This is a genomic window from Mesorhizobium oxytropidicola (genome assembly GCF_056174625.1).
Genome location: NZ_CM149692.1, coordinates 4,335,790 through 4,356,404, shown reverse-complemented (window position 1 = coordinate 4,356,404; position 20,615 = coordinate 4,335,790). Strand labels below are relative to the sequence as shown.

Here is a 20,615-nt window from a genome sequence, read left to right as displayed (position 1 = left end):
AACGCGCGACGCGCGAAAGTCCGCGCAGCCGCACCCCGCTTCAGATGGTTTCCGAGAGTTTCATGTCCGACAAGGTCGTCACCCGTTTTGCCCCCTCACCCACCGGCTATCTGCATATCGGTGGCGCGCGCACGGCGCTGTTCAACTGGCTCTACGCCAAACACACCGGCGGCACGATGGTGCTGCGCATCGAGGATACCGACCGCGAACGTTTCAACGAGGCGGCTACCCAGGCCATTCTGGACGGGCTGACCTGGCTTGGACTTTCCTGGGACGGCGAGGCCATCTCGCAGTTCGAGCGTGCGCCGCGCCATCGCGAGGTGGCTGAGGAACTCGTGCGTCTGGGCAAGGCCTATTACAGCTACGAGACGCCGGCCGAGCTGGAGGCGATGCGTGAGGCCGCGCGGGCCAAGGGCCTGCCGCCGCGCTACAACGGCCAGTGGCGCGATCGCGATCCGTCCGAGGCGCCTCCCGGCGTCAAAGGTGCCATCCGCATCAAGGCGCCGACCGAGGGCGAGACGGTCGTGCACGACCGCGTCCAGGGTGAGGTACGCTTCCCCAACAAGGATCTCGACGACTTCATCATCTTGCGCTCGGACGGCAACCCGACCTACATGCATGCCGTCGTCGTCGATGACCATGACATGGGCGTCACGCATATCATCCGCGGTGACGACCATCTGACCAACGCAGCCCGCCAGACGGTGATCTACAACGCCATGGGCTGGGACGTGCCGTCGATGTCGCACATCCCGCTGATCCATGGCGCCGACGGTGCCAAGCTGTCGAAGCGCCACGGCGCGCTCGGTGTCGAAGCCTATCGCGCCATGGGCTATTTGCCGGAGGCGCTGCTCAATTACCTGGCGCGTCTGGGCTGGAGCCACGGCGACGACGAGATCATGTCGATCAAGGACATGATCTCCTGGTTCGATATCGGCGACGTCAACAAGGGCGCGGCCCGCTTCGACTTCGCCAAGCTGGAAGCGATCAACGGCGCGCATATGCGCCGCATGGCCGACCCCGAGCTGTTCGATATCTTCATCGCCACCTTGCCCTATCTCGAGGGTGGTCCTGCGATGGCCACGCGCCTCGACGACAAGAACAAGGCACAGCTGCTGGCAGCCCTTCCAGGCCTGAAGGAGCGCGCCAAGACGCTGGTCGAGCTCGTCGATGGCGCGGCCTTCCTGTTTGCCACGCGGCCGCTGCCGGTCGACGACAAGGCAGCACTCCTGCTCAATGACGATGCCCGCAAAATCCTGCGTGGCGCTCACGAAGCTTTGAACTCGGTTTCAGGCGACTGGACGGCTGCCGCGGCGGAAGCCGCGATCCGCGAGGTTGCGTTGGCCGGTGGCCACAAACTTGGCGCCGTGGCCCAGCCCCTGCGGGCCGCGTTGACCGGCAAAAGCACCTCGCCAGGCGTGTTCGACGTGCTTGCCGTGCTTGGGCGCGAGGAAAGCCTGGCGCGCATAGCGGATCAAATCGATTAGGAGCAAACTGGCCCAAGAAGATTGGCATTGAAAGGCGCGTTTCGCAGTGCAACATTAGGTCTTGGCCCAATCTGGCACGCACCTCCTAAAATGCGGTGGCGAATACGCGCATTGCGGTGATTTCGACGTGTCGCTCTGCAGAATTTGCCTTTGCCGGCATGAGGAAACAACAAGGAGTTTGCAATGACCGAAGCTGCGAAAAAACTGGATGTGGGCGGCGCGAACCAAGAGGCTACCGCAACGCTTCAATTCGCCGGCAAGACTCATGAATTCAAGGTGCGAAGCGGCTCCGTCGGACCCGACGTCATCGACATCGCTTCGCTCTACAGCACGACCGGCGCCTTCACCTACGACCCGGCTTCACCTCGACGGCAAGCTGCGAGTCCGAGATCACCTTCATCGACGGCGACGCCGGTATTCTCCTGCATCGCGGCTATCCGATCGACCAGTTGGCCGAACACGGCGACTTCCTCGAAGTCTGCTACCTCCTGCTCTACGGCGAACTGCCGACCAAAGCGCAGAAAGACGATTTCGATTACCGCGTGACGCGCCACACCATGGTGCACGAGCAGATGTCGCGCTTCTTCACCGGCTTCCGCCGCGACGCGCACCCGATGGCGGTGATGTGCGGCGTGGTCGGCGCGCTGTCGGCCTTCTATCACGACTCCACCGACATCTCCGACCCGTACCAGCGCATGGTCGCTTCCATGCGGCTGATCGCCAAGATGCCGACGATCGCGGCCATGGCCTACAAGTACCATATCGGCCAGCCCTTCATTTACCCGAAGAACGATCTCGGCTTCGCGGCAAACTTCCTGCATATGTGCTTTGCCGTGCCGTGCGAGGAGTACAAGATCAACCCGGTGCTGGCGCGCGCCATGGAGCGCATCTTCATCCTGCACGCCGATCATGAGCAGAACGCCTCGACCTCGACGGTTCGCCTCGCTGGCTCGTCGGGGGCCAACCCGTTCGCCTGCATCGCCGCCGGCATCGCTTGCCTGTGGGGGCCGGCGCATGGCGGCGCCAATGAAGCGGCGCTCAACATGCTGGGCGAGATCGGCCATGTCGATCATATCCCGGAATTCATCGCCCGCGCCAAGGACAAGAACGACCCGTTCCGGCTGATGGGCTTTGGCCACCGCGTCTACAAGAACTACGATCCGCGTGCGAAAATCATGCAGAAGACGGCGCACGAGGTTCTGGGCGAACTCGGCATCAAGGACGATCCGCTGCTCGACATCGCCATGGAACTGGAAAAGATCGCGCTGACCGATCCTTACTTCATCGAGAAGAAGCTCTACCCGAATGTCGACTTCTACTCCGGCATCACGCTGAAGGCGCTGGGCTTCCCCACCACTATGTTCACCGTGTTGTTCGCGGTCGCCCGCACCGTCGGCTGGATCGCACAGTGGAAGGAGATGATCGAGGATCCGCGCCAGAAGATCGGCCGCCCGCGCCAGCTCTACACCGGCGCGCCGGAGCGCGACTACGTGCCGATCGCCAAGCGCTGACCGAAGCTTCTTGAATCGAAAAAGGCGCCTCTCAGGGCGCCTTTTTTACATGACGAAGCACAACGCTCGCCGCGATCTCGCCCGACGGCTTGTCCGTCGCCATGCGCCTGGCGATCTCGGCAAAGCCGTCCTTCTGCCAGGCGCGCATGCCGCTGTCGGCGAACAATGCCTCCAGTTGGCGAGCCAGATTGTTCGCCTTGACGTACTCGTTGTAGAACTCCGGAATAAGCGCACGATCCGCGATCAAATTGGGCAGCAGCGCCGACCAGACGGAAACGAAATAGGGTGCTACGGCACGGGCGATAGGATCGAGTCTGTAGCACGAGACCATCGGCACACCGGCCAACGCCAGTTCCAGCGACACGGTTCCCGATGCGATGAGCGCGGCATCGGCCTTGCCGAAAGCCTGCCATTTGCGTTGCGTATCCACGATGATTTCAGGTTTTTCATCCCAACGATTGACCGAGGCTTTGACAAGGTCGGCGACATGCGGAACCGTCGGCAGCAGCAGCCGCAGACGATGTCCGCGTCCGCGCAGCATCGATATGGTCTCACCGAACGTGTCGACCAGCCGCCGCACCTCGCCGCGCCGCGAGCCGGGCAGGACGAGCAATGTCTTGATGCGGTCCTGGGCAAGATCGCGCGGCAACGCCTGCGCCCTCTGGGCGGCGAGCACACCCGCATCATGCGTCAGGCGATGCCCGACATAGGTGCCGGGCGGGCCGCCCAGCCGTTCCAGTTCCTTCACCTCGAACGGCAGGATGCAGAGGATATGGTCGACATAAGGCTTCATCGCCACCGCCCTGCCCGGCCGCCAGGCCCAGACGCTCGGGCAGACGTAGTGGATGATCGGTATCGACGGATTGGCCGCGCGCACCTTCCTGGCGACGCGCAAGGAAAAGTCGGGGCTGTCGATGGTGACCAGGCAATCCGGCTTTTCCTCAGCGATGGTTTTGGCCAGTTGGCCGATCCGCCTGAAAAGGCGCGGCAGATCGCGCAGGACGGCACTGAAACCCATCAGCGCGATCTCGCCGGCGTCGAAGGGCGACACCAGGCCCAATTCCCCGAGATGGCGGCCGCCGAGGCCGACGAGTTGCACCTGGCGGCCTGTTGCCTGGCGAAGCGAACGCACAATATCGGCGCCAAGCAGATCGCCCGATTCTTCACCTGCAACGATCGCGATCTTCACCGCCTTGTCAGCCATGCGCCGGCTCCGCTGCGGCCAGGCCAACGATGAACAGGCCGAGCTCATTGGCGCGCGACAGGGTTGCGGGACCTTCGAGGATCAGCGAGCGCCCTGCCTCGACGGCAATGCCGGCGAGCCTGGCCGCATGCGCTGCTTCGACCGTCTGTGGTCCTATGGACGGAAGATCAGCGCGCAGTTCCTGACCTGGCTTGGCGCATTTGACCAGCACACCGCGCGTCTTGCCGGCGATGCGGCCGTGGCCTCGCAAGAGTTTTGCGCGGTCGAGCAATCCGGCCGTGCCCTCGATACCCTCGAGCGCGATGGTCCGGCCGCCGACCGCGACCGCCGCTTGGCCGATATCCAGCGCGCCGATGGCCTTTGCCGCGGCAAAGCCCGCCTCAATGTCGCGCCAGTCGGACTTCTGAGGCTCCACCTTGGTCAAGGTCCCTTCGGCTGCGACAAGGTTCGGCACGATTTCGTGGGCACCCACGACCTTTATCCCCCGTGCCTCGAGGCCTCGCGCCACCACTTTCAACAGCCCATCGTCGCCGCGCGCCAGTGCCATCACGACAACCGGTATCACTGCCAGCAGGCTGAGGCTTGGGCGCAGATGCGTCAGCCTTGGCCGGCGCTTGATCTCGCCGGCAAGCACAAGATGGGTAATCCGATGTCGTTTGAGCAAGGGAACAAGCGAGCCGATCGCCTCCAGGGCAAGGGTTTCATGCTCATACTGGCGCAATTCCGGCAGACGATCGGCCTCGCCTTCCATGAGGACGATGAAGGGTGGATAGCCCTGCCCGGCCGAGCCGGCCGCAACTTCGACCGGAAGACTGCCTCCGCCGGCAATGATGCCTACCCTGGCATCTGGCGGGAGACCAAGACCAGCAGCCGCCGTCTCAGTCTTCATCATCGGCATCGTCGCCATCGCTGCCCTTGAGCGACGGCACCGCATAATGGCGCTTGCCGCGGCTGGTGATGAAATCGATGATCTTCATGGCGGTCGGCGAAGAGGCGAACTCGGCCTTGGCGAATTCGATGTTTTCGCCGACGGTGCGGGAGCGGTCGAAAATCGTCCTGTAGGCTTTGCGCAACAGATAGATTTCCGAACGCGGCAGACCGGCGCGCTTTAGGCCGATGATGTTCAAGCCGCGCAAGCTGGCGCGGTTGCCGACGGCAATGGCATAGGGAATGACATCGCCAACAAAGGCCGAGCATCCGCCGAGAAAGGCGTTGTCGCCGACACGCACGAATTGATGAACGGCGCTGAGGCCGCCGATATAGACGTTGTTGCCGATCTCGCAGTGTCCGCCCAGCGTCGCGCCATTGGCGAAGGTGGCGTTCTTGCCGACAACGCAATCATGGGCGATGTGGGCATAGGCAAGGAAATTGCCATTGTCGCCCACTGTCGTTTCGCCGCGGCTGGTGTCGGTGCCGACATGCATGGTCACACCTTCGCGGATGGTGCAGTTGGCGCCGATGACCAGCGTCGTGCGACCGCCCTTGTGCTTGGTGTTCTGCGGCGGCGCACCCAGTGTCGCCATCGGATAGACCTTGGTCGAGGCGCCGATGGTGGTCGCACCCATGACCGAGACATGGCTGACCAGTTCGACACCATCGCCGATCACGGCCTCGGCGCTGATATGGCAGAACGGCCCTATACGCACGCCCTGGCCGATTTGAGCGCCTTCTTCCACGATGGAGGAAGGATGGATTGAAGTCTTGATTTTCATAGGCACTCGATCGTCAGTCGCCGGTGACCATCATGGCTGAAATCTCGGCCTCGGCCGCCTTGGTGCCATCGACCAGGGCTTCGCAGGCGAATTTGAGCAGGTTGCCGCGCTTCTTGATTTTCTTGACGTAAAATCTTCAACTGGTCGCCGGGAACGACCGGCTTGCGGAATTTGGCGTTGTCGATGGTCAGGAAATAGACCAGCGACGGCTTCGATGCCCCAAGGCTGCGGATGCAGATGGCGCCTGCCGTCTGCGCCATGGCCTCGACGATCAGCACGCCCGGCATCACCGGCTGCTCCGGGAAATGCCCCTGAAAATGCGGCTCATTGATGGTGACGTTCTTGATGCCTACGGCGGAATCGTCACCATCGATATCGACGATGCGGTCGATCATCAGGAAGGGATAGCGGTGCGGCAGGAGCTTCATCAGCCCCATTATGTCAACCGCTTCCAGCGTCGCCGCCGCCACCATATCAGCCATTGTCCTTGCCCTGCTTGCGTGCCCTGGCCATCGTGCGCAACATGGCTATCTCTCGCATGGCTTCCGCCATCGGCTGTGCCGGATAACCGCCCCAGATCTCGCCGGCGGGAACATTGCTCATAAACCCACTTCTGGCGGCAAGCTTTGCTCCTGAGCCTATGGTCAAGTGATCGGCAAGCCCGACACCGCCGCCCATGGTGACATTGTCGCCGACGACCACGGAACCGGAAATACCCGAAAGCCCGGCTACTATGCAATTGCGACCGATGCGGACGTTATGGGCGATCTGCACGAGGTTGTCGATCTTGGTGCCCTGACCGATGATCGTATCCGACATGGCGCCGCGATCGACGGTGGAATTCGACCCGATCTCGACATCGTCCTGGATGACGACCCGTCCGATCTGGGGAACGCGTTCCGGCCCTTTGGCGCCGCCCACAAAGCCGAAGCCGTCCTGGCCGATCCTGGCGCCACCATGGATGATGACCCGATTGCCGATCAGCGCGTACTGGATACTGGCGCCCGGGCCGACATAGCCGTCACGGCCGATCTGGCAGGACTGTCCAATGACCGCGTTGGGCGCGATGACGGTGCCACTGCCGATCGAGACGCCGGGCCCGATGACCACGCCGGCCTCGATGACAGCGCCGGCTTCGACACGCGCGGTCGGATCGACATGGGCATGCGGCGAAACACCGGTTTCACCCGTCATTGGTCCCGGCGTAGCGGCTGTGGGGAACAGCAGCCGACCAACCAGTGCGAATGCCTGTTGCGGACGCGGATGAATCAAAACGGCGATGTCGGCCGGTGCCTTGTTGGCGAATTCCGCCGGGCACAGGACCGCGGCCGCCCGCAGCGACGGCATAAGCGCGGAATTGCGCCTGCCGTCGACGAAGACGAGCGCATTGGCGCCGCCTTCGTTGGCCGGTGCCAGCGCATCGATCGAAACGTCGGATTGGCCGGAATCGACAAGCACCGAGCCGGTCAGATTCGCGACTTCGGCCGCCGTATACCGGCGTGATGGCGCGAAGAACACCGGATCGGTCATTCCAGAAGCTATATCCAGCTAAGTCGGAACATTTTCTCCCGGACCCAACAGATCCGGGAGCATCGTCGGCCGCTGATCAGAAGCGGGTCGAAATGCCGAAGTTGAATTCCTGTACCTTGTCGGTCGCTTCCTTCCTGACCGGGATCGCATAGTCGATACGGATCGGGCCGAACGGCGAGGCCCACATCAAGCCCAGACCGACCGAGGCGCGCAATTTCATGTCAAGCGAACTCTGGTTGACGCTCGTGTCGATCTTGCTGCCGTATAGCGTTGCAGCGTCCGCAAACACAGCGCCACGCAGACCGAAGCTCTCCGGAATAACCGGCAGCGGGAACTGGGCTTCGGCCGAGGCATTGAAATAGGTCGTACCACCGAGATGGTCACCGGTTGTCGGATCCACGGGGCCAATGCCACCATAGGCAAAGCCGCGGATCATGCGGTCAGTGCTCTGGAACTGATCGAAGATACGGAGACTGCCATCGCCGCTATAAGCTTCCACGTGACCTGCACCGCCCGAAATCAGCCCGACCAGATCAAGCTGTTCCGACAACGTTTGGTAGATGCTACCGCGTCCGGTGACCTTAACGAACTTTGCATCGCCGCCGAGACCAGCCACTTCGACCGTGGTGTTGGCATAGATACCCTCATGCGGGTTCTTCATGTCGTCGATCGTGTTGTAGACCAGCCCCAGGCTGACCGACGATTTGATCCACGGACTTTGGGCAATGCCATCCAAGATGGCCGGCGAAATCGTGCAGTTGGGTCCATCGGGATCTGCCGTGGTGGTCGTACCGCAACTGGAATCCACCGAATATTTCTCTTGTGAGATATTGTACGCCAGTTGGGTCGTGATGCTGTTGGTTATCGGCAGTCCGAAGCGGACCGTCGCACCAACGGTGTCGCTATCGTAGTTGTTGTCGTATTGCCTCGTCGACTTGTAGACGTCGAAGCCGGCGGCGATGCGCCGACCGAGGAAATACGGCTCAGTGAACGAAATGCTGTAGTCGCGCGAATTCTTGCCGCCACCGGCCGACAGCTTGATGAACTGGCCGCGGCCGAGGAAGTTGCGCTCGGTGATCGAGCCCTCGACGGACGGGCCTGCCGAGTCGCCGCCGGTCGAATAACCGGCTCCAATAGAGAATTCACCCGTCGACTTCTCAACCACATCGACCACCAGAACGACCTGGTCCGGCTGCGAGCCTGGTACAGTCGAGATATCGACTTTGTCAAAATAATTCAGGTCTTCCAGACGCTTCTTCGCGCGCTGGATCAGCACCTGGTTGAACGCATCGCCTTCGCTGACGTCGAATTCGCGCCGGATGACATAGTCGCGCGTGCGATCGTTGCCGCGGATCTCGATGCGCTCGATATAGGCCTTGGTACCCTGGTCGACCGTATAGACCACCGAAATCGTATGATTCTCGAAGTTGCGGTCGCCGCGCGGCGTCACCTGCGCGAAGGCATAGCCAGAACCGGCCACTTTCTCGGTCAGCGCGATGATCGTGTTTTCGACGTCCTTGGCGTTGTAGACATCGCCCTTGTGGGTCTCGACCACCGAATCCAGCGACTTCGAATCGATTTCCGGGATCGTGCTTTCGACGCTGATATCGCCGAAATTGTAGCGCTCGCCTTCCTGGACGGTGATGGTGACCGTGTACTTGTTCGTCGCATTGTCGAGTTCGCCGACGGCCGACACGACCTGGAAATCGGCATAGCCGTGATTATAGTAGAACCGGCGCAGCAGCTCCTGGTCGGCGCGCAGCTTGTCCTCGTCATAGACGTCATCACGCAGAACGAACGAAATCCAGGACGAGCGCTTGGTGTTGATCACATCCGACAGACGACGGCTCGAATAAGCGCTGTTGCCGACGAAATTGATTGCCGCGATCTGCGTGCGGTCGCCTTCGGTAATCTTGAAAACCACGTTCACGCGGTTGTCACCGAGGTCCATGACCTGCGCGGTCACGCCGGCATCGTCGCGGCCGATACGCCTGTAGGCAGACTTGATTGCTTCGACGTCGGAATCGAGGGTCGCTTGCGAGAACGTGCCGCGCGGCTTCAGTTGAAGCCCCATCTGCAACGCATTGTCCTTGATCTTCTTGTTGCCCTGGAACAGCACCTGGTTGACGACTTTGTATTCGGCAACCTTGACCACCAGCGTCGAGCCAACCTGGTTGATCTGGACATCCGAGAACAGGCCGGTGCCGAACAGCGCCTTGACCGCGGCGTCGATATCGGAACTGGAGAAGGCCCTGCCCGGCTTGATGGTGATGTAGTTGCGGATGGTGTCGGCGTCGACGCGCTGGTTACCGCTCACCTCCACCCTGCTGACGACAGCGGCTTCGGCCGCCGATGTGGCAACGAACTGCACTGCGAGCGCACCTGGCACGACCAGAGCGGCGGACAGTGCCGCCGCGGACGCGGCGCTCAGAAACTTGGATGCTGCCTTCATCGGGCTTAATAACCTTTTCTCGTAGTCCCCACGGCGAGAAAACCGGACGTGCGGTAATTTCCCCTACCGTATTAACCGGATTTTCCCTACACGCAAGGCTTCTGGTTAATTTGTATTTACTTAACCCTGGTGCGTGGCTTTCGCGTCACTCATATCCCCGTGCATGGTAAACGGCGTCTCAACATCGACCATGCCAAAGCCAAATTTCTTCATGATTTCAGCACCCAAACAGATCGTTCCAGAATACGAAACCCATGAAGCACAAGACCAGAAGCAGACCGGCCCGATAGGCCATTTCCATCATCCGTTCCGACACCGGCCGGCGAATGAGGGCCTCCACCCCGTAGAACAAGAGATGGCCGCCGTCGAGGGGTGGAATTGGCAAAAGGTTTAGAATACCTATGCCAACGGACAGCAGCGCGACGAGCTGCACCAGCCATTCGAAACCCAGTTTGGCCGCCTTGCCGGCCATGTCGGCGATCTTGACGGGGCCGCCCAACTGACACTTGTCTTCGCGTCCGACGGCGAAACGCTGCAAGAACTGGCCAGTGCGCTCGATGACGTGGCCTGTTTCCTCAACTGCCGCCGCGACCGCCCCTATCGGGGTGTAGCTGATGAGGCGGGGCTGGCCGAGTTCCTTGTTGTTGACGACGCCGATGACGGCTACCTTGACCTTGTTGCCGAGCGCGTCTTCCTGCTCCATCAGCTGCGGAGTCGCGGTCACCGTGACTTCCTTGCCATTGCGCAGCATGACGAAGGTAATAGTATCGCCGGCGCGGCCCGAGACCAGCCGCTGCACATCGCCAAAGGTTTCGACCTTGCTGCCGTCGACGCTGACGAATCGGTCACCTGGCTGGATGCCCGCCTTCGCCGCCGGACTTTCCGCCGTAACCTCCGCGACCATGGGCTCCGCGACATAACGCCCGTAGGAGGCAAACAGCACCGAAAAGACGACGATCGTCAGCAGGAAATTGAACAGAGGCCCGGCCGCCACCGTCGCCGCGCGCTTCCAGATCGCCTGGGTGTGGAAGGCAACCTTGCGTTCCGCGTCGGTCAGCGTTTCGAGCTCGTCCGAGGAGGGCTGGCTGGAGGTGGCGTTCATATCGCCGACAAATTTGACATAGCCGCCAAGCGGTATGGCGCAAAGCTTCCAGCGCGTGCCATGGCTATCGTTGAAGCCGATGAGTTCGGGACCGAAGCCGATCGAGAAGGCCTTGACCCCGATGCCGCACCAGCGGCCGACGAGGTAGTGGCCCATTTCGTGGACAAACACCACCACGGTCAGCACGAACAGAAACGGCACGAGCGTGCCGAGAAACAAGCCGTCGGTGCTGAAAATCGCGTGAAGAATCCCGTTCAACTCATGCCCTCAAATTCTTCCGCAGCCGCGCCGTGACTGTGACATCAATCCAGGCGAATCCAAGGCGCACCCGCACCAGATCGTGGAACGACATCCTTCAAATCGGAAACAGCCCCTGCGTCGGATGATCGGCGCCCGCCGAAATCCAGCCAATCACGTATAGGGCGAGGGCCGCCGCGACAAGCCCATCGACACGGTCCATCACGCCGCCATGCCCCGGAATGAGCACGCCCGAATCCTTGCGTCCGTGCCGCCGTTTGACCCAGGATTCGAAAAGGTCGCCGGCCTGGGCGACAATCGAAAGCACGAGCGCCACAAGGCCAAGCAGAGCCAGGTTGCCGGCACCGGCGGCGGCTGCCAGCAGAACCCCGGCGACAACACCGCCGACAGCGCCGCCGAGCGCACCGCTGCGCGTCTTGCCGGGCGAAATCGACGGCGCCAGTTTGGGACCGCCGACGGCGCGCCCGACGAAATAGGCAAAAATGTCGGTCGCCCAGACGACGGCGAACAGGAACAGAATGGCGACGAGGCCGGAATGGTCGCCATCTCGCAGCAAGGCAAGCGACAGGCCGGACACGGTGGCATAGGCAAGACCGCTCGCCTCCCACTGCCCGGTCTTGCGAACCAAGGCGGCAATCGCGGTTGCGGCAATCAGAATCACCACAAGCAGCAGCAGCCAGGATGCGGCAAGTCCGGCAATCAAGGCGCCGATGAAAACGACGACCAGCGCCTCGGGCAGGAAGCCCAGCCCATTGGCCGCGGCTGGCCGCGACATGCGTGTCCACTCGTAAAAGATCATCGCCGACATGGCCGCGCACAGCAGTCGGAAAGGCAGGCCGCCAAGCCAGGTCAGGCCAAGGGCGATGACGGCAAGCACGACCGCTGAAATGACGCGGAGCTGAAGGTTGCTCATCCCGCGGCCGGTCGCGAAGCGACGTCTTGCGGGCCCAATCCGCCGAAACGGCGCTCGCGGCTGGCAAATTCGCGCAACGCCTCGGCGAGGTGCTCGCGGCTGAAGTCGGGCCAGTAGCAAGGCAGGAAGACGAGCTCGCTGTAGGCGGCCTGCCACAACAGGAAGTTGGACAGCCGAAGCTCGCCGCTGGTGCGTATGACCAGTTCCGGATCGGGAATGCCTTGCGTGTCGAGAGCGCCGGCAAAGCTTTCGGCTGATATCGCTTCGGCGTCGATTTCGCCGCGCGCCACGGCCAAGGCAAGCTTGCGCGCCGTGCGAACGATCTCGTCGCGCCCACCATAGTTGAAGGCGATCACCAGCGTCAGCGCTTCGTTGCCGGCGGTCAGCGATTCGGCCTCGTCGAGGAGCCCTCTGATGTCGGTCTGCAGCCCTGCCCTATCGCCGATGATCCTGACCCGCACGCCGCTCTGGTGCAGTTCGGCGAGGTCGCGGCGGATGAACAGCTTCAACAGCCCCATCAGGTCGCTGACTTCGGACTTCGGCCGCGACCAGTTCTCCGACGAGAAAGCATAGACCGTCAGGAAGGAGATGCCGAGATCAGGCGCCGCGCGCACCGCCTTGCGCAGTGCCTCGACGCCGGCGCGATGACCGGCGAGCCTCGGCATACCGCGCGCCTTGGCCCAGCGTCCATTTCCATCCATGATGATCGCGACATGCGCGGGCGTGGTCATGATCTCGCTTTCGGGTCAGCCGGCGGCCAACCCTAAACCTGCATGATTTCAGCTTCCTTGTCGGAAAGCAGATGATCGATGGTGCTGATCGTTTCGTCGGTAAGCTTCTGGACCTGGTCGGAACGCTTGCGCTGATCGTCCTCGCTGATCGCGCCGTCCTTCTCCGCCTTCTTCAGGAAGTCCATGCCGTCGCGGCGCACATGGCGCGCGGCGACGCGGGCGTTCTCGGCATAGCCATGCGAGATCTTGACCAGTTCCTTGCGGCGCTGTTCGTTGAGCTCCGGCAGCGGAATCCTGAGATTGGTGCCGTCGACGATCGGGTTGAAGCCGAGATTGGATTCGCGGATGGCGCGGTCGACCGCGCCGACCATCGACTTGTCCCAGATCGACACCGAGATCATGCGCGGCTCCGGCACAGTGACGTTGGCAACCTGATTGATCGGCATGGTGGTGCCATAGGCCTGCACCTGGATGGCATCGAGCAGATTGCTGGACGCGCGACCGGTCCGCAGCGAAGCCAGGTCATGCTTGAACGCGGCGATTGCCCCATCCATGCGCCGCTTGAGATCGTCGTACTCACCACTCATCTTAGTCTCCTCGACCCGTCTGCCGCGGGTTCACTGCTTCGGGGCATGCCCCGTTCGAGCCTGATTTCGAAAAGCCGGTTTCCCTTTTCGAGGGATCAGGCCCCGATCAATCGTCCGCGACGACCGTGCAGCGGCCGCCGCCCCTCAGAATATCGCCGAAACCACCTTTTTCGTGGATCGAATAGACGATTATCGGAATGTTGTTTTCGCGCGCAAGTGCAATCGCAGCCGTATCCATGATGGAAAGGCCACGGTTTATGACTTCGGCATGGCTGATGCGCTCGAAACGGGTCGCGTTCGGGTCCTTTTTCGGGTCGGCCGAGTAGACACCGTCGACCTGCGTGCCCTTGAACAGCGCATCCGCGCCGATTTCAGCCGCGCGAAGCGCTGCGGCCGAATCAGTGGTGAAGAACGGATTGCCGGTGCCGCCGGCAAAGATCACCACCCTGCCCTGGTTCATGTAAGCATCTGCCTGGCGTTGCGAAAAACTCTCGCAGAGTTCGGGCATGGCGATCGCTGACAGCACCACGGCATCGACGCCGATTTTGTGCAGCGAGGTGCGCAGCGCCAGTGAGTTGATGACCGTGGCAAGCATGCCCATGTGGTCGCCGGTGACGCGGTCCCCGCCCTTGGAGGCGACGGCCACGCCGCGGAAGATCTTGCCGCCGCCGATGACGACGCCGACCTCGATGCCCAGCGCGCGGGCCTCGGCGATGTCGGCGGCGATGCGATCCACAACCGAGACATCGATGCCGAAATGCTGTTCGCCCATCAACGCTTCGCCCGACGCTTTCAGCAAGACACGTCGGTAGAGGGGCTTCACCGTCATCTGGTCCTCATCATTTTGCATGTGGTATCCGGGGCAGGCATTCGCGCAGGCGCCATCCCAAAACACTGGGTTCCGATACACGAAGGGCGCCGCGATGTCACGCGGCGCCCGACCAGCAAATTTGTTGCAATCATGCCTGATGGATCAGTTGGTGGACACGCTGGCCGGCAGGCCCTCGATAAGCACCGGCGACGCATAGCCGGAGGGCTTGTCGCCGGTTGCAGCACCACCGGTGACGCGCGCCTGTATCAGCGACCCGAAATAGGAATAGGGGAATGGCGCAGGGGTTCCACTGACCAGATCCAGCCGGGAGCGAAGCCCTGCCGGAATCTCGAAGTCCAGCGCGCCAAGATTGTCCTTGATCTGGCTGAGCGTCGTTGCACCGAGGATGACGGTGGCAATCCCCGGCTGCGTCGCCACCCAGTTGAGCGCGACCTGCGGCATGCTGCGGCCGAGTTCGGACGCAACCTTCTCGAGCTCGGCCACGATGGCCCAGTTGCGCTCGGTGAATTTCTGGAAGCCCGGATGCGTCGAGTTGCGGAATCCGTCGAGCCGGCCCGCATTTCCGGCCTGAGCCGGCCTGTACTTGCCGCTGAGCAGCCCGCTGGCCAGCGGGCTCCAGACCATGATGCCGGCGCCATGGCGCGTGCCGAACGGCACGAACTCGTTCTCGATCGCGCGTTCGGCCAGGGAATATTCGAGTTGCAAGGCCGAGACCGGCTCATATCCACGCAGCTCGGCGATCGCCTGTGCCCGCCCCGCATACCAGGCCGGCACATCGGACAGGCCGACATGGCGCACCTTGCCCATCCGCACCAGATCATCCAGCGTACGCATGACCTCTTCGGCCGGCGTCAGCCTGTCCCATATATGCATGAGATAGAGGTCGATATAGTCGGTGCCCAACCGCTTCAGCGAGGCATCGACAGCCCGCATGATGTTCTTGCGGCCGTTGCCGCCCGCATTCGGATTGCCGGGCTGCATGTTCATGGCGAATTTGGTGGCGATCACCGCGCTATCGCGCAAACCGCGCTCGGCGATGAATTCGCCAAGCCAGGCTTCTGCGGTGCCACCGGTGTAGAGGTCGGCCGTGTCGAAGAAATTGCCGCCTGCCTCGACATAGGCGTCGAACATGGCGCGGGCCGTATCCCTGTCGGCTCCCCAACCCCATTCCTTGCCAAAGGTCATCGTGCCCAGCGCCAGCCGGCTCACCCTGAGGCCGCTGTTGCCGAGAGTGTAATAGGTCATGGTCATGATCGTCTTCCAATGCTTGATGGTGAATGCCGCGGCGTCACTGGCCCAGAACATCACTGGCCAGGCGTCGCCTTGACCCAAAAATTGCCGCGCTCATGCGTCATGCGAAACGCGAAGCCGTCGACCTTCCAGCCGGCAGCGGAGCGCGTCAGGTGGTGCTCATAGGTGCCCCAGACTTCCCAAAGCGGATCGCCATTGCCTTCCATCCGGTTCCAGGCATAGCCGTTGGACAGGACAGTCGCCGTGTCCGCCTCGAGAACGACCTGATGATTTGTGCGCAGATGCAGGCTTGTCTTGCTGCCCTTGAGGTTGCCGGCCCAGGCGCCGATCAGATCGTCGGAGGCAATGTTGGCCGCCGGCTGCCCGGACAGGCTGCTGAAATCGGCGGTCACCCGATCCGCGAAATAGCTGCGCGCCAGTTTCCAGTCCTGTGCGTCGACAGCGCGGTCGATGGCATCGGCAATACGGATGACCGCGCGTTCGTCCGCGAGCGCCTGCCAGCCGGATGGCTCCGCCCCGCCGGCATCGACCGGGGCCAGCGCCATCCCTGCCGCGAATGTCACATGTCTCAATGCGTTCATTTTGGTTCTCCTTAGGTGGGTAAGTTCGCAAACGGAGGGGATGATTGGTCGGCTTGGGAAACGTTTGCCCTCAGACCTTCGACAGCGCGTCGACCACCACCTGGAACCGACGCGGATCGAAATAGTCGTGGTAGGCGCTGATCAGGCCGTCCTCGAACCGGAAGACGGCGATGTTGCTGTTGGTGTATTCGGTGCCGCCCACAATGACGGCTCGATTTTTGTATTCGACGACCACGGCGTCTGAATCCGCCACCGGATAGACAGCCGCGATTTCGGACTCAAAGGATTCGAAATTGCCGAAAAGTCCCTTGAAGGCAGCCACGATCGCGGCCTTGCCGTCGATGCTGTTTCCAAAACCTGCCGGTGGATAGAAAACCAGGATGCGGCCATTCTCGGCCCAAAGTTCGCCCCAGCTGTCGATGTCCTTGCGGTGCATCAGGTTGAAGAAACTCTGCACAGCCTCGAGATTGCGCGCTTGCCTGGAATAAAAGTCGGTCATCGGAAGGCCTCTCTTGCTGGCTGATGTCAGCTGTTTGGTGCCCCTTAGATGCGCCTTCTTTGCTGCCCCGATAAGATTGCATGATCTGCATGGACTATGCGATATCATGCATGAATGGACCGGGATCTGCTTGCGCATCTGCCTGTTGTCATAGCCGTTGCCCGGCGCGGCGGCTTTGCGCTTGCTGCGGCCGAACTTGGTATGAGTCCGTCCGCCGTCAGCCATGCGGTGCGCCTTGTCGAAGAGCGCATTGGTCAGCCGCTGTTTGCGCGCACGACGCGCAGTGTTTCGTTGACGGAAGCTGGTAAGGCGTTGGTAGAGACGTCGGCCCCTGCTCTTCAGGACATCGGCGAACGGATGGATCGCATCCGCGCCATCAAAGGCCGGCCATCGGGCCTGCTCAGGCTCAACGTTCCCAACATCGCCATTCCTCTCAGCGTGACGGCCGTGGTTGCGGCGATGGCCGAGCGTTATCCGGATGTGACCGTTGAATTGCTCACCGACCAGGGGCTGGTCGACATTGTCGGCGAGGGATTCGACGCCGGCATACGGTTGGGCGAGATGATCGCTCAGGACATGATCACGGTCCGGCTGACGCCGCCCTTCCGCGCCGTGATCGTCGCCTCCCCCGCCTATATCGGACGGCATGGCCGTCCGCGCGGCGTGGCCGATCTCGCCAACCACAATTGCATCGGTTACCGGCTGGTTCGCTCCGGTGCGCTCTATCGCTGGGATCTGGCCGAAGACGGCAAGGATGTCGTTGTGGAGACGAAGGGCACAGTCATCGTCACCGATTCGCTGGCGGCGATTGACCTGGCGCTTGCAGGCGTCGGTCTTGCCTATGCCTTCGAACCGCTGGTGCGTGCGGATCTTGCCGCTGGCCGCCTGGTGCAGATCCTGCCGCAAACGGCGATGGAGGAGCCGGGGCTGTTCCTCTACTTCCCGCGCCGGGCGGCGATGGCACCAAAACTGCGTGCCTTTATCGACACCGCACAAGAAATCGGCCGGACATCCTTGCGGACATCCGGCCGAAAAACACTGTCGGAATAAAGCGGTAGGAAGCTTACTTCTTAACCGCGGCCGCGACTTCCGCAGCGAAATCGGTCTCTTCCTTCTCGATGCCTTCGCCGAGTGCGAAGCGCAGGTAGGCGGTGATCTTGGCCGGTGCGCCGATGTCCTTCTCGGCATCCTTCAGCGCCTTCTCGACGGTGATGTCGGGATTGAGCACGAAGGCCTGCTTCAAGAGCACGACTTCCTCGTAGAACTTGCGCAGGCGGCCTTCGACCATCTTTTCGATGATGGCTTCCGGCTTGCCGGTCTGACGCGCCTGGTCGGCGAAGATCGCCTTCTCGCGCTCGACCGCCGCCGGATCGATCTGCTCCGCCGTCAGCGCCAGCGGGTTGGTGGCGGCGACATGCATGGCGACCTGGCGGCCAAAGGCGTTGGCGGCATGCTCATTGCCGGTGGTTTCGATCGCGACCAGCACGCCGAGCTTGCCAAGACCGTCGGCAACCGCGTTGTGCACGTAGGTCGCAACCGCGCCGTGCGGAACGGTCAGCTTGGCCGAACGGCGGAAGCCCAAATTCTCGCCGATGGTGCCGACCGCGTCCTTGATGGTGTCGGTGACCGACTTGTCCGAACCCGGATACTTCGCGGCCGCAACCGCCTCGGTCGTCCCATAGGCGAGCGCCACCTTGGCAACGTTGGCGACGATTTCCTGGAACGCTGCATTGCGGGCAACGAAGTCGGTCTCGGAATTGACTTCGACGACAGCCGCCTCGCGCACGCCGGCATCGACGCCGATCAGGCCTTCCGCCGCGGTGCGGCCGGCCTTCTTGTCAGCCTTGGAGATGCCCTTCTTGCGCAGCCAGTCGACGGCCTCTTCCATGTTGCCGTTGGTCTCGTTCAACGCCGCCTTGCAGTCCATCATGCCCGCGCCGGTCAAGTCGCGGAGTTCTTTGACCTGTGCAGCCGAAATGCTCATTGTCGCCTCTTTGTTTTAAATGCACCGACGCACCATCGAATCTCGACAGTGCGTCTGTTTAGCGTGCCAAAATATGAGAAAGATGAAGGCCGTGAACCGGCCTTCGATTATCAAGCCTCGGGGGCTTCCGAAGCCGGAGCCGGATCGAGCGCCGGCTCGATCGGAGCTTCGACCGAAGCGCCGATATCGACGCCGAGCGCACCCTGCTGACGGGCGATGCCGTCGATCGCAGCCTTGGCGATCAGGTCGCAATAGAGCTGGATGGCGCGGGCCGCGTCGTCATTGCCGGGGATCGGGAAGTCGATCTTGTCCGGATCGCAGTTCGAATCGATGATGGCGACGACCGGGATGCCGAGACGCTTGGCCTCGAGAATGGCGATCGCTTCCTTGTTCGTGTCGATCACGAACATCAGGTCCGGCGTCGAGCCCATGTCCTTGATGCCGCCGAGCGCCTTGTCGAGCTTCTCGCGCTCGCGATCGAGGTTCAGGCGCTCCTTCTTGGTGAGGCCCTGGGCCTCGCCGGCCAGCATCTCGTCGAGCTTGCGCAGGCGCTGGATCGAATTCGAGATCGTCTTCCAGTTGGTCAGCATGCCGCCGAGCCAACGCGAATTGACGTAGTACTGAGCCGAACGCTGCGCCGCATCGGCGACGATGTCGGACGCCTGGCGCTTGGTGCCGACGAACAGCACGCGGCCGCCCTTGGCAACGGTGTCGGAAACCTGCTTCAGCGCCTGGTGCAGCAAAGGCACCGTCTGCGAGAGGTCGATGATGTGGATGTTGTTGCGGGCGCCATAGATGTAGGGCGCCATCTTCGGGTTCCAGCGGTGGGTCTGGTGGCCGAAGTGAATGCCAGCTTCCAAAAGCTGGCGCATGCTGAAATCAGGCAGAGCCATTCTCATTTTCCTTTCCGGTTAGCCTCCACGGACACAGGCATTTTTGGACGAAGTCCTCGAACGCCACCGGAGGTTTCAGCCGGATTTCTCCCGGGCAGACACCAAAGTCCGTGTGTGGAATGAGCGCGCATATAGAGGGGAAGCGCGACAAACGCAAGCGGGGCAGCGTTTTACCGCTCAGCGTGCGGCAATCAGCGCTCCGGTGCCGATCATGGCGCTGCCGGCGAACCGGTTCATCAGCCGCATGCGCTTCGGCGTCCTGAACCAGCCCGAAGCCCGGCCGGCAAGTGCTGCATAGACACCCATGGTGAGGATATTGACGCTGATGACGGTGGCCACCACCAGCAGGCCGTCGACAAAGGTCAGCGTGTCGAGGTTGAGGATCAGCGGCATGATCGAGGCGTGGAACAGGATCGCCTTCGGGTTGCCCAGCGCAATGGACGCGCCAAGGAAGAAGGACCGGGACAATCTCGCCTCGGCCGCCCGCGACTCATTCGATTGCGCGGTCGAGGCGCGCCACATCCTGATGCCGAGAAAGATCAGATAGGCGGCGCCGGCATATTTCAGCAGGAGAAAGATCCATTCGAAGGTTTGCGCCAGCGCCACCAGCCCGAGCAGCGCCAGTGTGACCAGCACGGCATCGCCCGCGGCGACCCCGACGCCGGCCATGAAGGCACGAAGGAAACCGCGCGACACGCCATTGGTGATGACCGCGAACATCGCTGGCCCCGGTGTGGCGGCAGCGAGTGTGACGGCAGCGCAATAGGCGAGAAATGCCGTTGGTGTCATCGCTTGGCCTTTCCATTGGGCACCCGCACGCGCCGGAAGATCGCGACGATCTCCTCGCGGCTGCATTCGATGGCGCCGAGCCGCACCGCGCGGTCGCGCTCGAAGCCGGTTATGTCATAATGTGGAGCGGATGTCTTGGGCGGTCCCTGGTAGGATGAACGCTTGACGCCAAGCGCTGCGGCGAAACGATGCAACTCGTCGGTGTCGTCGGCCATCAGATGGCACCAGCGATGGCCGGCCCACTTCCAGATCGCCGCATCGACGTAGATCGCCATCAAGCCCGCCGCGGCAATTGCACA

Annotated in this window: 19 protein-coding genes and 2 pseudogenes; 3 read left to right on the top strand and 18 right to left on the bottom strand. The window is 62.2% G+C overall.

All coding sequences use genetic code 11. From position 1 onward, the window contains the following. Positions 1 to 62 precede the first annotated feature (62 nt). Both gltX and gltA read left to right on the top strand, forming a co-directional pair. A complete protein-coding gene (gltX, locus tag AC0V8S_RS21695) occupies positions 63 to 1,487 on the top strand; it encodes a glutamate--tRNA ligase (RefSeq protein ID WP_475433251.1) in 1,425 nt (474 codons plus the stop codon). A gap of 183 nt (positions 1,488 to 1,670) precedes the next feature. Then, a pseudogene (gene gltA / locus AC0V8S_RS21690) lies at positions 1,671 to 2,998 on the top strand (citrate synthase). Positions 2,999 to 3,029: 31 nt separating this feature from the next. On the opposite strand, the gene lpxB reads toward gltA, so the two are convergent. The 14 genes and pseudogenes from lpxB to AC0V8S_RS21620 all read right to left on the bottom strand — a co-directional run bounded on the left by lpxB (position 3,030) and on the right by AC0V8S_RS21620 (position 16,650). Beyond that, positions 3,030 to 4,202, bottom strand: coding sequence for a lipid-A-disaccharide synthase (gene lpxB, locus AC0V8S_RS21685; protein WP_475433250.1), 1,173 nt, complete (start codon positions 4,200 to 4,202; stop codon positions 3,030 to 3,032). Next, positions 4,195 to 5,109 carry an LpxI family protein gene (locus tag AC0V8S_RS21680; protein ID WP_183459810.1) on the bottom strand — a complete coding sequence of 305 codons (915 nt, stop codon included), beginning with the start codon at positions 5,107 to 5,109 and terminating at the stop codon, positions 4,195 to 4,197. Before AC0V8S_RS21680 ends, lpxB begins: the two co-directional genes overlap by 8 nt. Further along, positions 5,081 to 5,914, bottom strand: a complete 834-nt coding sequence (gene lpxA, locus AC0V8S_RS21675; protein WP_183459812.1) for an acyl-ACP--UDP-N-acetylglucosamine O-acyltransferase — start codon at positions 5,912 to 5,914, stop codon at positions 5,081 to 5,083. Before lpxA ends, AC0V8S_RS21680 begins: the two co-directional genes overlap by 29 nt. Positions 5,915 to 5,927: 13 nt before the next feature. Next, a pseudogene (fabZ, locus tag AC0V8S_RS21670) lies at positions 5,928 to 6,396 on the bottom strand (3-hydroxyacyl-ACP dehydratase FabZ). Continuing rightward, positions 6,389 to 7,444: a UDP-3-O-(3-hydroxymyristoyl)glucosamine N-acyltransferase gene (lpxD, locus tag AC0V8S_RS21665; protein ID WP_183459814.1), complete on the bottom strand. Its 1,056-nt coding sequence runs from the start codon at positions 7,442 to 7,444 to the stop codon at positions 6,389 to 6,391. Before lpxD ends, fabZ begins: the two are co-directional and overlap by 8 nt. A 76-nt stretch (positions 7,445 to 7,520) precedes the next feature. Then, positions 7,521 to 9,896, bottom strand: coding sequence for an outer membrane protein assembly factor BamA (bamA, locus tag AC0V8S_RS21660; RefSeq protein WP_475433248.1), 2,376 nt, complete (start codon positions 9,894 to 9,896; stop codon positions 7,521 to 7,523). A gap of 217 nt (positions 9,897 to 10,113) precedes the next feature. Continuing rightward, positions 10,114 to 11,256: an RIP metalloprotease RseP gene (rseP, locus tag AC0V8S_RS21655; protein ID WP_475433246.1), complete on the bottom strand. Its 1,143-nt coding sequence runs from the start codon at positions 11,254 to 11,256 to the stop codon at positions 10,114 to 10,116. Positions 11,257 to 11,353: 97 nt separating this feature from the next. After that, the gene (locus AC0V8S_RS21650; protein WP_475433244.1) at positions 11,354 to 12,169 is read right to left on the bottom strand and encodes a phosphatidate cytidylyltransferase; all 816 of its coding nucleotides are present in this window, start codon (positions 12,167 to 12,169) and stop codon (positions 11,354 to 11,356) included. Continuing rightward, positions 12,166 to 12,900 carry an isoprenyl transferase gene (locus AC0V8S_RS21645; RefSeq protein ID WP_475433243.1) on the bottom strand — a complete coding sequence of 245 codons (735 nt, stop codon included), beginning with the start codon at positions 12,898 to 12,900 and terminating at the stop codon, positions 12,166 to 12,168. The genes AC0V8S_RS21650 and AC0V8S_RS21645 overlap by 4 nt, the downstream gene beginning before the upstream one ends. A gap of 32 nt (positions 12,901 to 12,932) precedes the next feature. After that, positions 12,933 to 13,487, bottom strand: a complete 555-nt coding sequence (frr, locus tag AC0V8S_RS21640; RefSeq protein WP_095200157.1) for a ribosome recycling factor — start codon at positions 13,485 to 13,487, stop codon at positions 12,933 to 12,935. Between the two features lie 106 nt (positions 13,488 to 13,593). After that, positions 13,594 to 14,316 carry a UMP kinase gene (gene pyrH / locus AC0V8S_RS21635; RefSeq protein ID WP_475438671.1) on the bottom strand — a complete coding sequence of 241 codons (723 nt, stop codon included), beginning with the start codon at positions 14,314 to 14,316 and terminating at the stop codon, positions 13,594 to 13,596. A gap of 144 nt (positions 14,317 to 14,460) precedes the next feature. Beyond that, positions 14,461 to 15,570 (bottom strand): aldo/keto reductase, encoded by a 1,110-nt coding sequence (locus AC0V8S_RS21630; protein ID WP_475433241.1) that lies wholly within the window; start codon positions 15,568 to 15,570, stop codon positions 14,461 to 14,463. A 53-nt stretch (positions 15,571 to 15,623) separates the two neighbouring features. Then, positions 15,624 to 16,151, bottom strand: a complete 528-nt coding sequence (locus AC0V8S_RS21625) for a nuclear transport factor 2 family protein (protein WP_475433239.1) — start codon at positions 16,149 to 16,151, stop codon at positions 15,624 to 15,626. 70 nt (positions 16,152 to 16,221) lie between these two features. Continuing rightward, complete coding sequence (locus tag AC0V8S_RS21620) at positions 16,222 to 16,650, bottom strand: nuclear transport factor 2 family protein (protein ID WP_475433237.1); 429 nt, start codon at positions 16,648 to 16,650, stop codon at positions 16,222 to 16,224. 114 nt (positions 16,651 to 16,764) lie between these two features. Between AC0V8S_RS21620 and AC0V8S_RS21615 the strand changes: the two genes are divergently transcribed. Next, a complete protein-coding gene (locus tag AC0V8S_RS21615) occupies positions 16,765 to 17,700 on the top strand; it encodes a LysR family transcriptional regulator (RefSeq protein ID WP_475433235.1) in 936 nt (311 codons plus the stop codon). A 13-nt stretch (positions 17,701 to 17,713) separates the two neighbouring features. Here the strand turns inward: AC0V8S_RS21615 and tsf are convergent, their stop codons facing one another. The 4 genes from tsf to AC0V8S_RS21595 form a co-directional block, all read right to left on the bottom strand. Then, on the bottom strand, positions 17,714 to 18,634 hold the full coding sequence (tsf, locus tag AC0V8S_RS21610) for a translation elongation factor Ts (RefSeq protein ID WP_475433233.1): 921 nt from the start codon (positions 18,632 to 18,634) through the stop codon (positions 17,714 to 17,716). A gap of 110 nt (positions 18,635 to 18,744) precedes the next feature. Beyond that, positions 18,745 to 19,527: a 30S ribosomal protein S2 gene (rpsB, locus tag AC0V8S_RS21605; protein WP_095200152.1), complete on the bottom strand. Its 783-nt coding sequence runs from the start codon at positions 19,525 to 19,527 to the stop codon at positions 18,745 to 18,747. A gap of 177 nt (positions 19,528 to 19,704) precedes the next feature. Beyond that, positions 19,705 to 20,316, bottom strand: a complete 612-nt coding sequence (locus AC0V8S_RS21600) for a LysE family translocator (RefSeq protein ID WP_475433230.1) — start codon at positions 20,314 to 20,316, stop codon at positions 19,705 to 19,707. Then, a complete protein-coding gene (locus AC0V8S_RS21595; RefSeq protein WP_475433229.1) occupies positions 20,313 to 20,591 on the bottom strand; it encodes a DUF4031 domain-containing protein in 279 nt (92 codons plus the stop codon). The genes AC0V8S_RS21600 and AC0V8S_RS21595 overlap by 4 nt, the downstream gene beginning before the upstream one ends. Positions 20,592 to 20,615: the final 24 nt, after the last annotated feature.

What these genes read in the sequence shown, in the direction of transcription:
- rpsB (WP_095200152.1), bottom strand. Translation starts at nt 19,527, where the DNA reads ATGGCTCTGCCTGATTTCAGCATGCGCCAGCTTTTGGAAGCTGGCATT.
- frr (WP_095200157.1), bottom strand. Translation starts at nt 13,487, where the DNA reads ATGAGTGGTGAGTACGACGATCTCAAGCGGCGCATGGATGGGGCAATC.
- gltX (WP_475433251.1), top strand. Translation starts at nt 63, where the DNA reads ATGTCCGACAAGGTCGTCACCCGTTTTGCCCCCTCACCCACCGGCTAT.
- AC0V8S_RS21620 (WP_475433237.1), bottom strand. Translation starts at nt 16,650, where the DNA reads ATGACCGACTTTTATTCCAGGCAAGCGCGCAATCTCGAGGCTGTGCAG.
- bamA (WP_475433248.1), bottom strand. Translation starts at nt 9,896, where the DNA reads ATGAAGGCAGCATCCAAGTTTCTGAGCGCCGCGTCCGCGGCGGCACTG.
- pyrH (WP_475438671.1), bottom strand. Translation starts at nt 14,316, where the DNA reads ATGACGGTGAAGCCCCTCTACCGACGTGTCTTGCTGAAAGCGTCGGGC.
- AC0V8S_RS21615 (WP_475433235.1), top strand. Translation starts at nt 16,765, where the DNA reads ATGGACCGGGATCTGCTTGCGCATCTGCCTGTTGTCATAGCCGTTGCC.
- AC0V8S_RS21650 (WP_475433244.1), bottom strand. Translation starts at nt 12,169, where the DNA reads ATGAGCAACCTTCAGCTCCGCGTCATTTCAGCGGTCGTGCTTGCCGTC.
- lpxD (WP_183459814.1), bottom strand. Translation starts at nt 7,444, where the DNA reads ATGACCGATCCGGTGTTCTTCGCGCCATCACGCCGGTATACGGCGGCC.
- AC0V8S_RS21630 (WP_475433241.1), bottom strand. Translation starts at nt 15,570, where the DNA reads ATGACCATGACCTATTACACTCTCGGCAACAGCGGCCTCAGGGTGAGC.
- AC0V8S_RS21600 (WP_475433230.1), bottom strand. Translation starts at nt 20,316, where the DNA reads ATGACACCAACGGCATTTCTCGCCTATTGCGCTGCCGTCACACTCGCT.
- lpxA (WP_183459812.1), bottom strand. Translation starts at nt 5,914, where the DNA reads ATGAAAATCAAGACTTCAATCCATCCTTCCTCCATCGTGGAAGAAGGC.
- lpxB (WP_475433250.1), bottom strand. Translation starts at nt 4,202, where the DNA reads ATGGCTGACAAGGCGGTGAAGATCGCGATCGTTGCAGGTGAAGAATCG.
- AC0V8S_RS21595 (WP_475433229.1), bottom strand. Translation starts at nt 20,591, where the DNA reads ATGGCGATCTACGTCGATGCGGCGATCTGGAAGTGGGCCGGCCATCGC.
- tsf (WP_475433233.1), bottom strand. Translation starts at nt 18,634, where the DNA reads ATGAGCATTTCGGCTGCACAGGTCAAAGAACTCCGCGACTTGACCGGC.
- AC0V8S_RS21645 (WP_475433243.1), bottom strand. Translation starts at nt 12,900, where the DNA reads ATGACCACGCCCGCGCATGTCGCGATCATCATGGATGGAAATGGACGC.
- AC0V8S_RS21680 (WP_183459810.1), bottom strand. Translation starts at nt 5,109, where the DNA reads ATGGCGACGATGCCGATGATGAAGACTGAGACGGCGGCTGCTGGTCTT.
- AC0V8S_RS21625 (WP_475433239.1), bottom strand. Translation starts at nt 16,151, where the DNA reads ATGAACGCATTGAGACATGTGACATTCGCGGCAGGGATGGCGCTGGCC.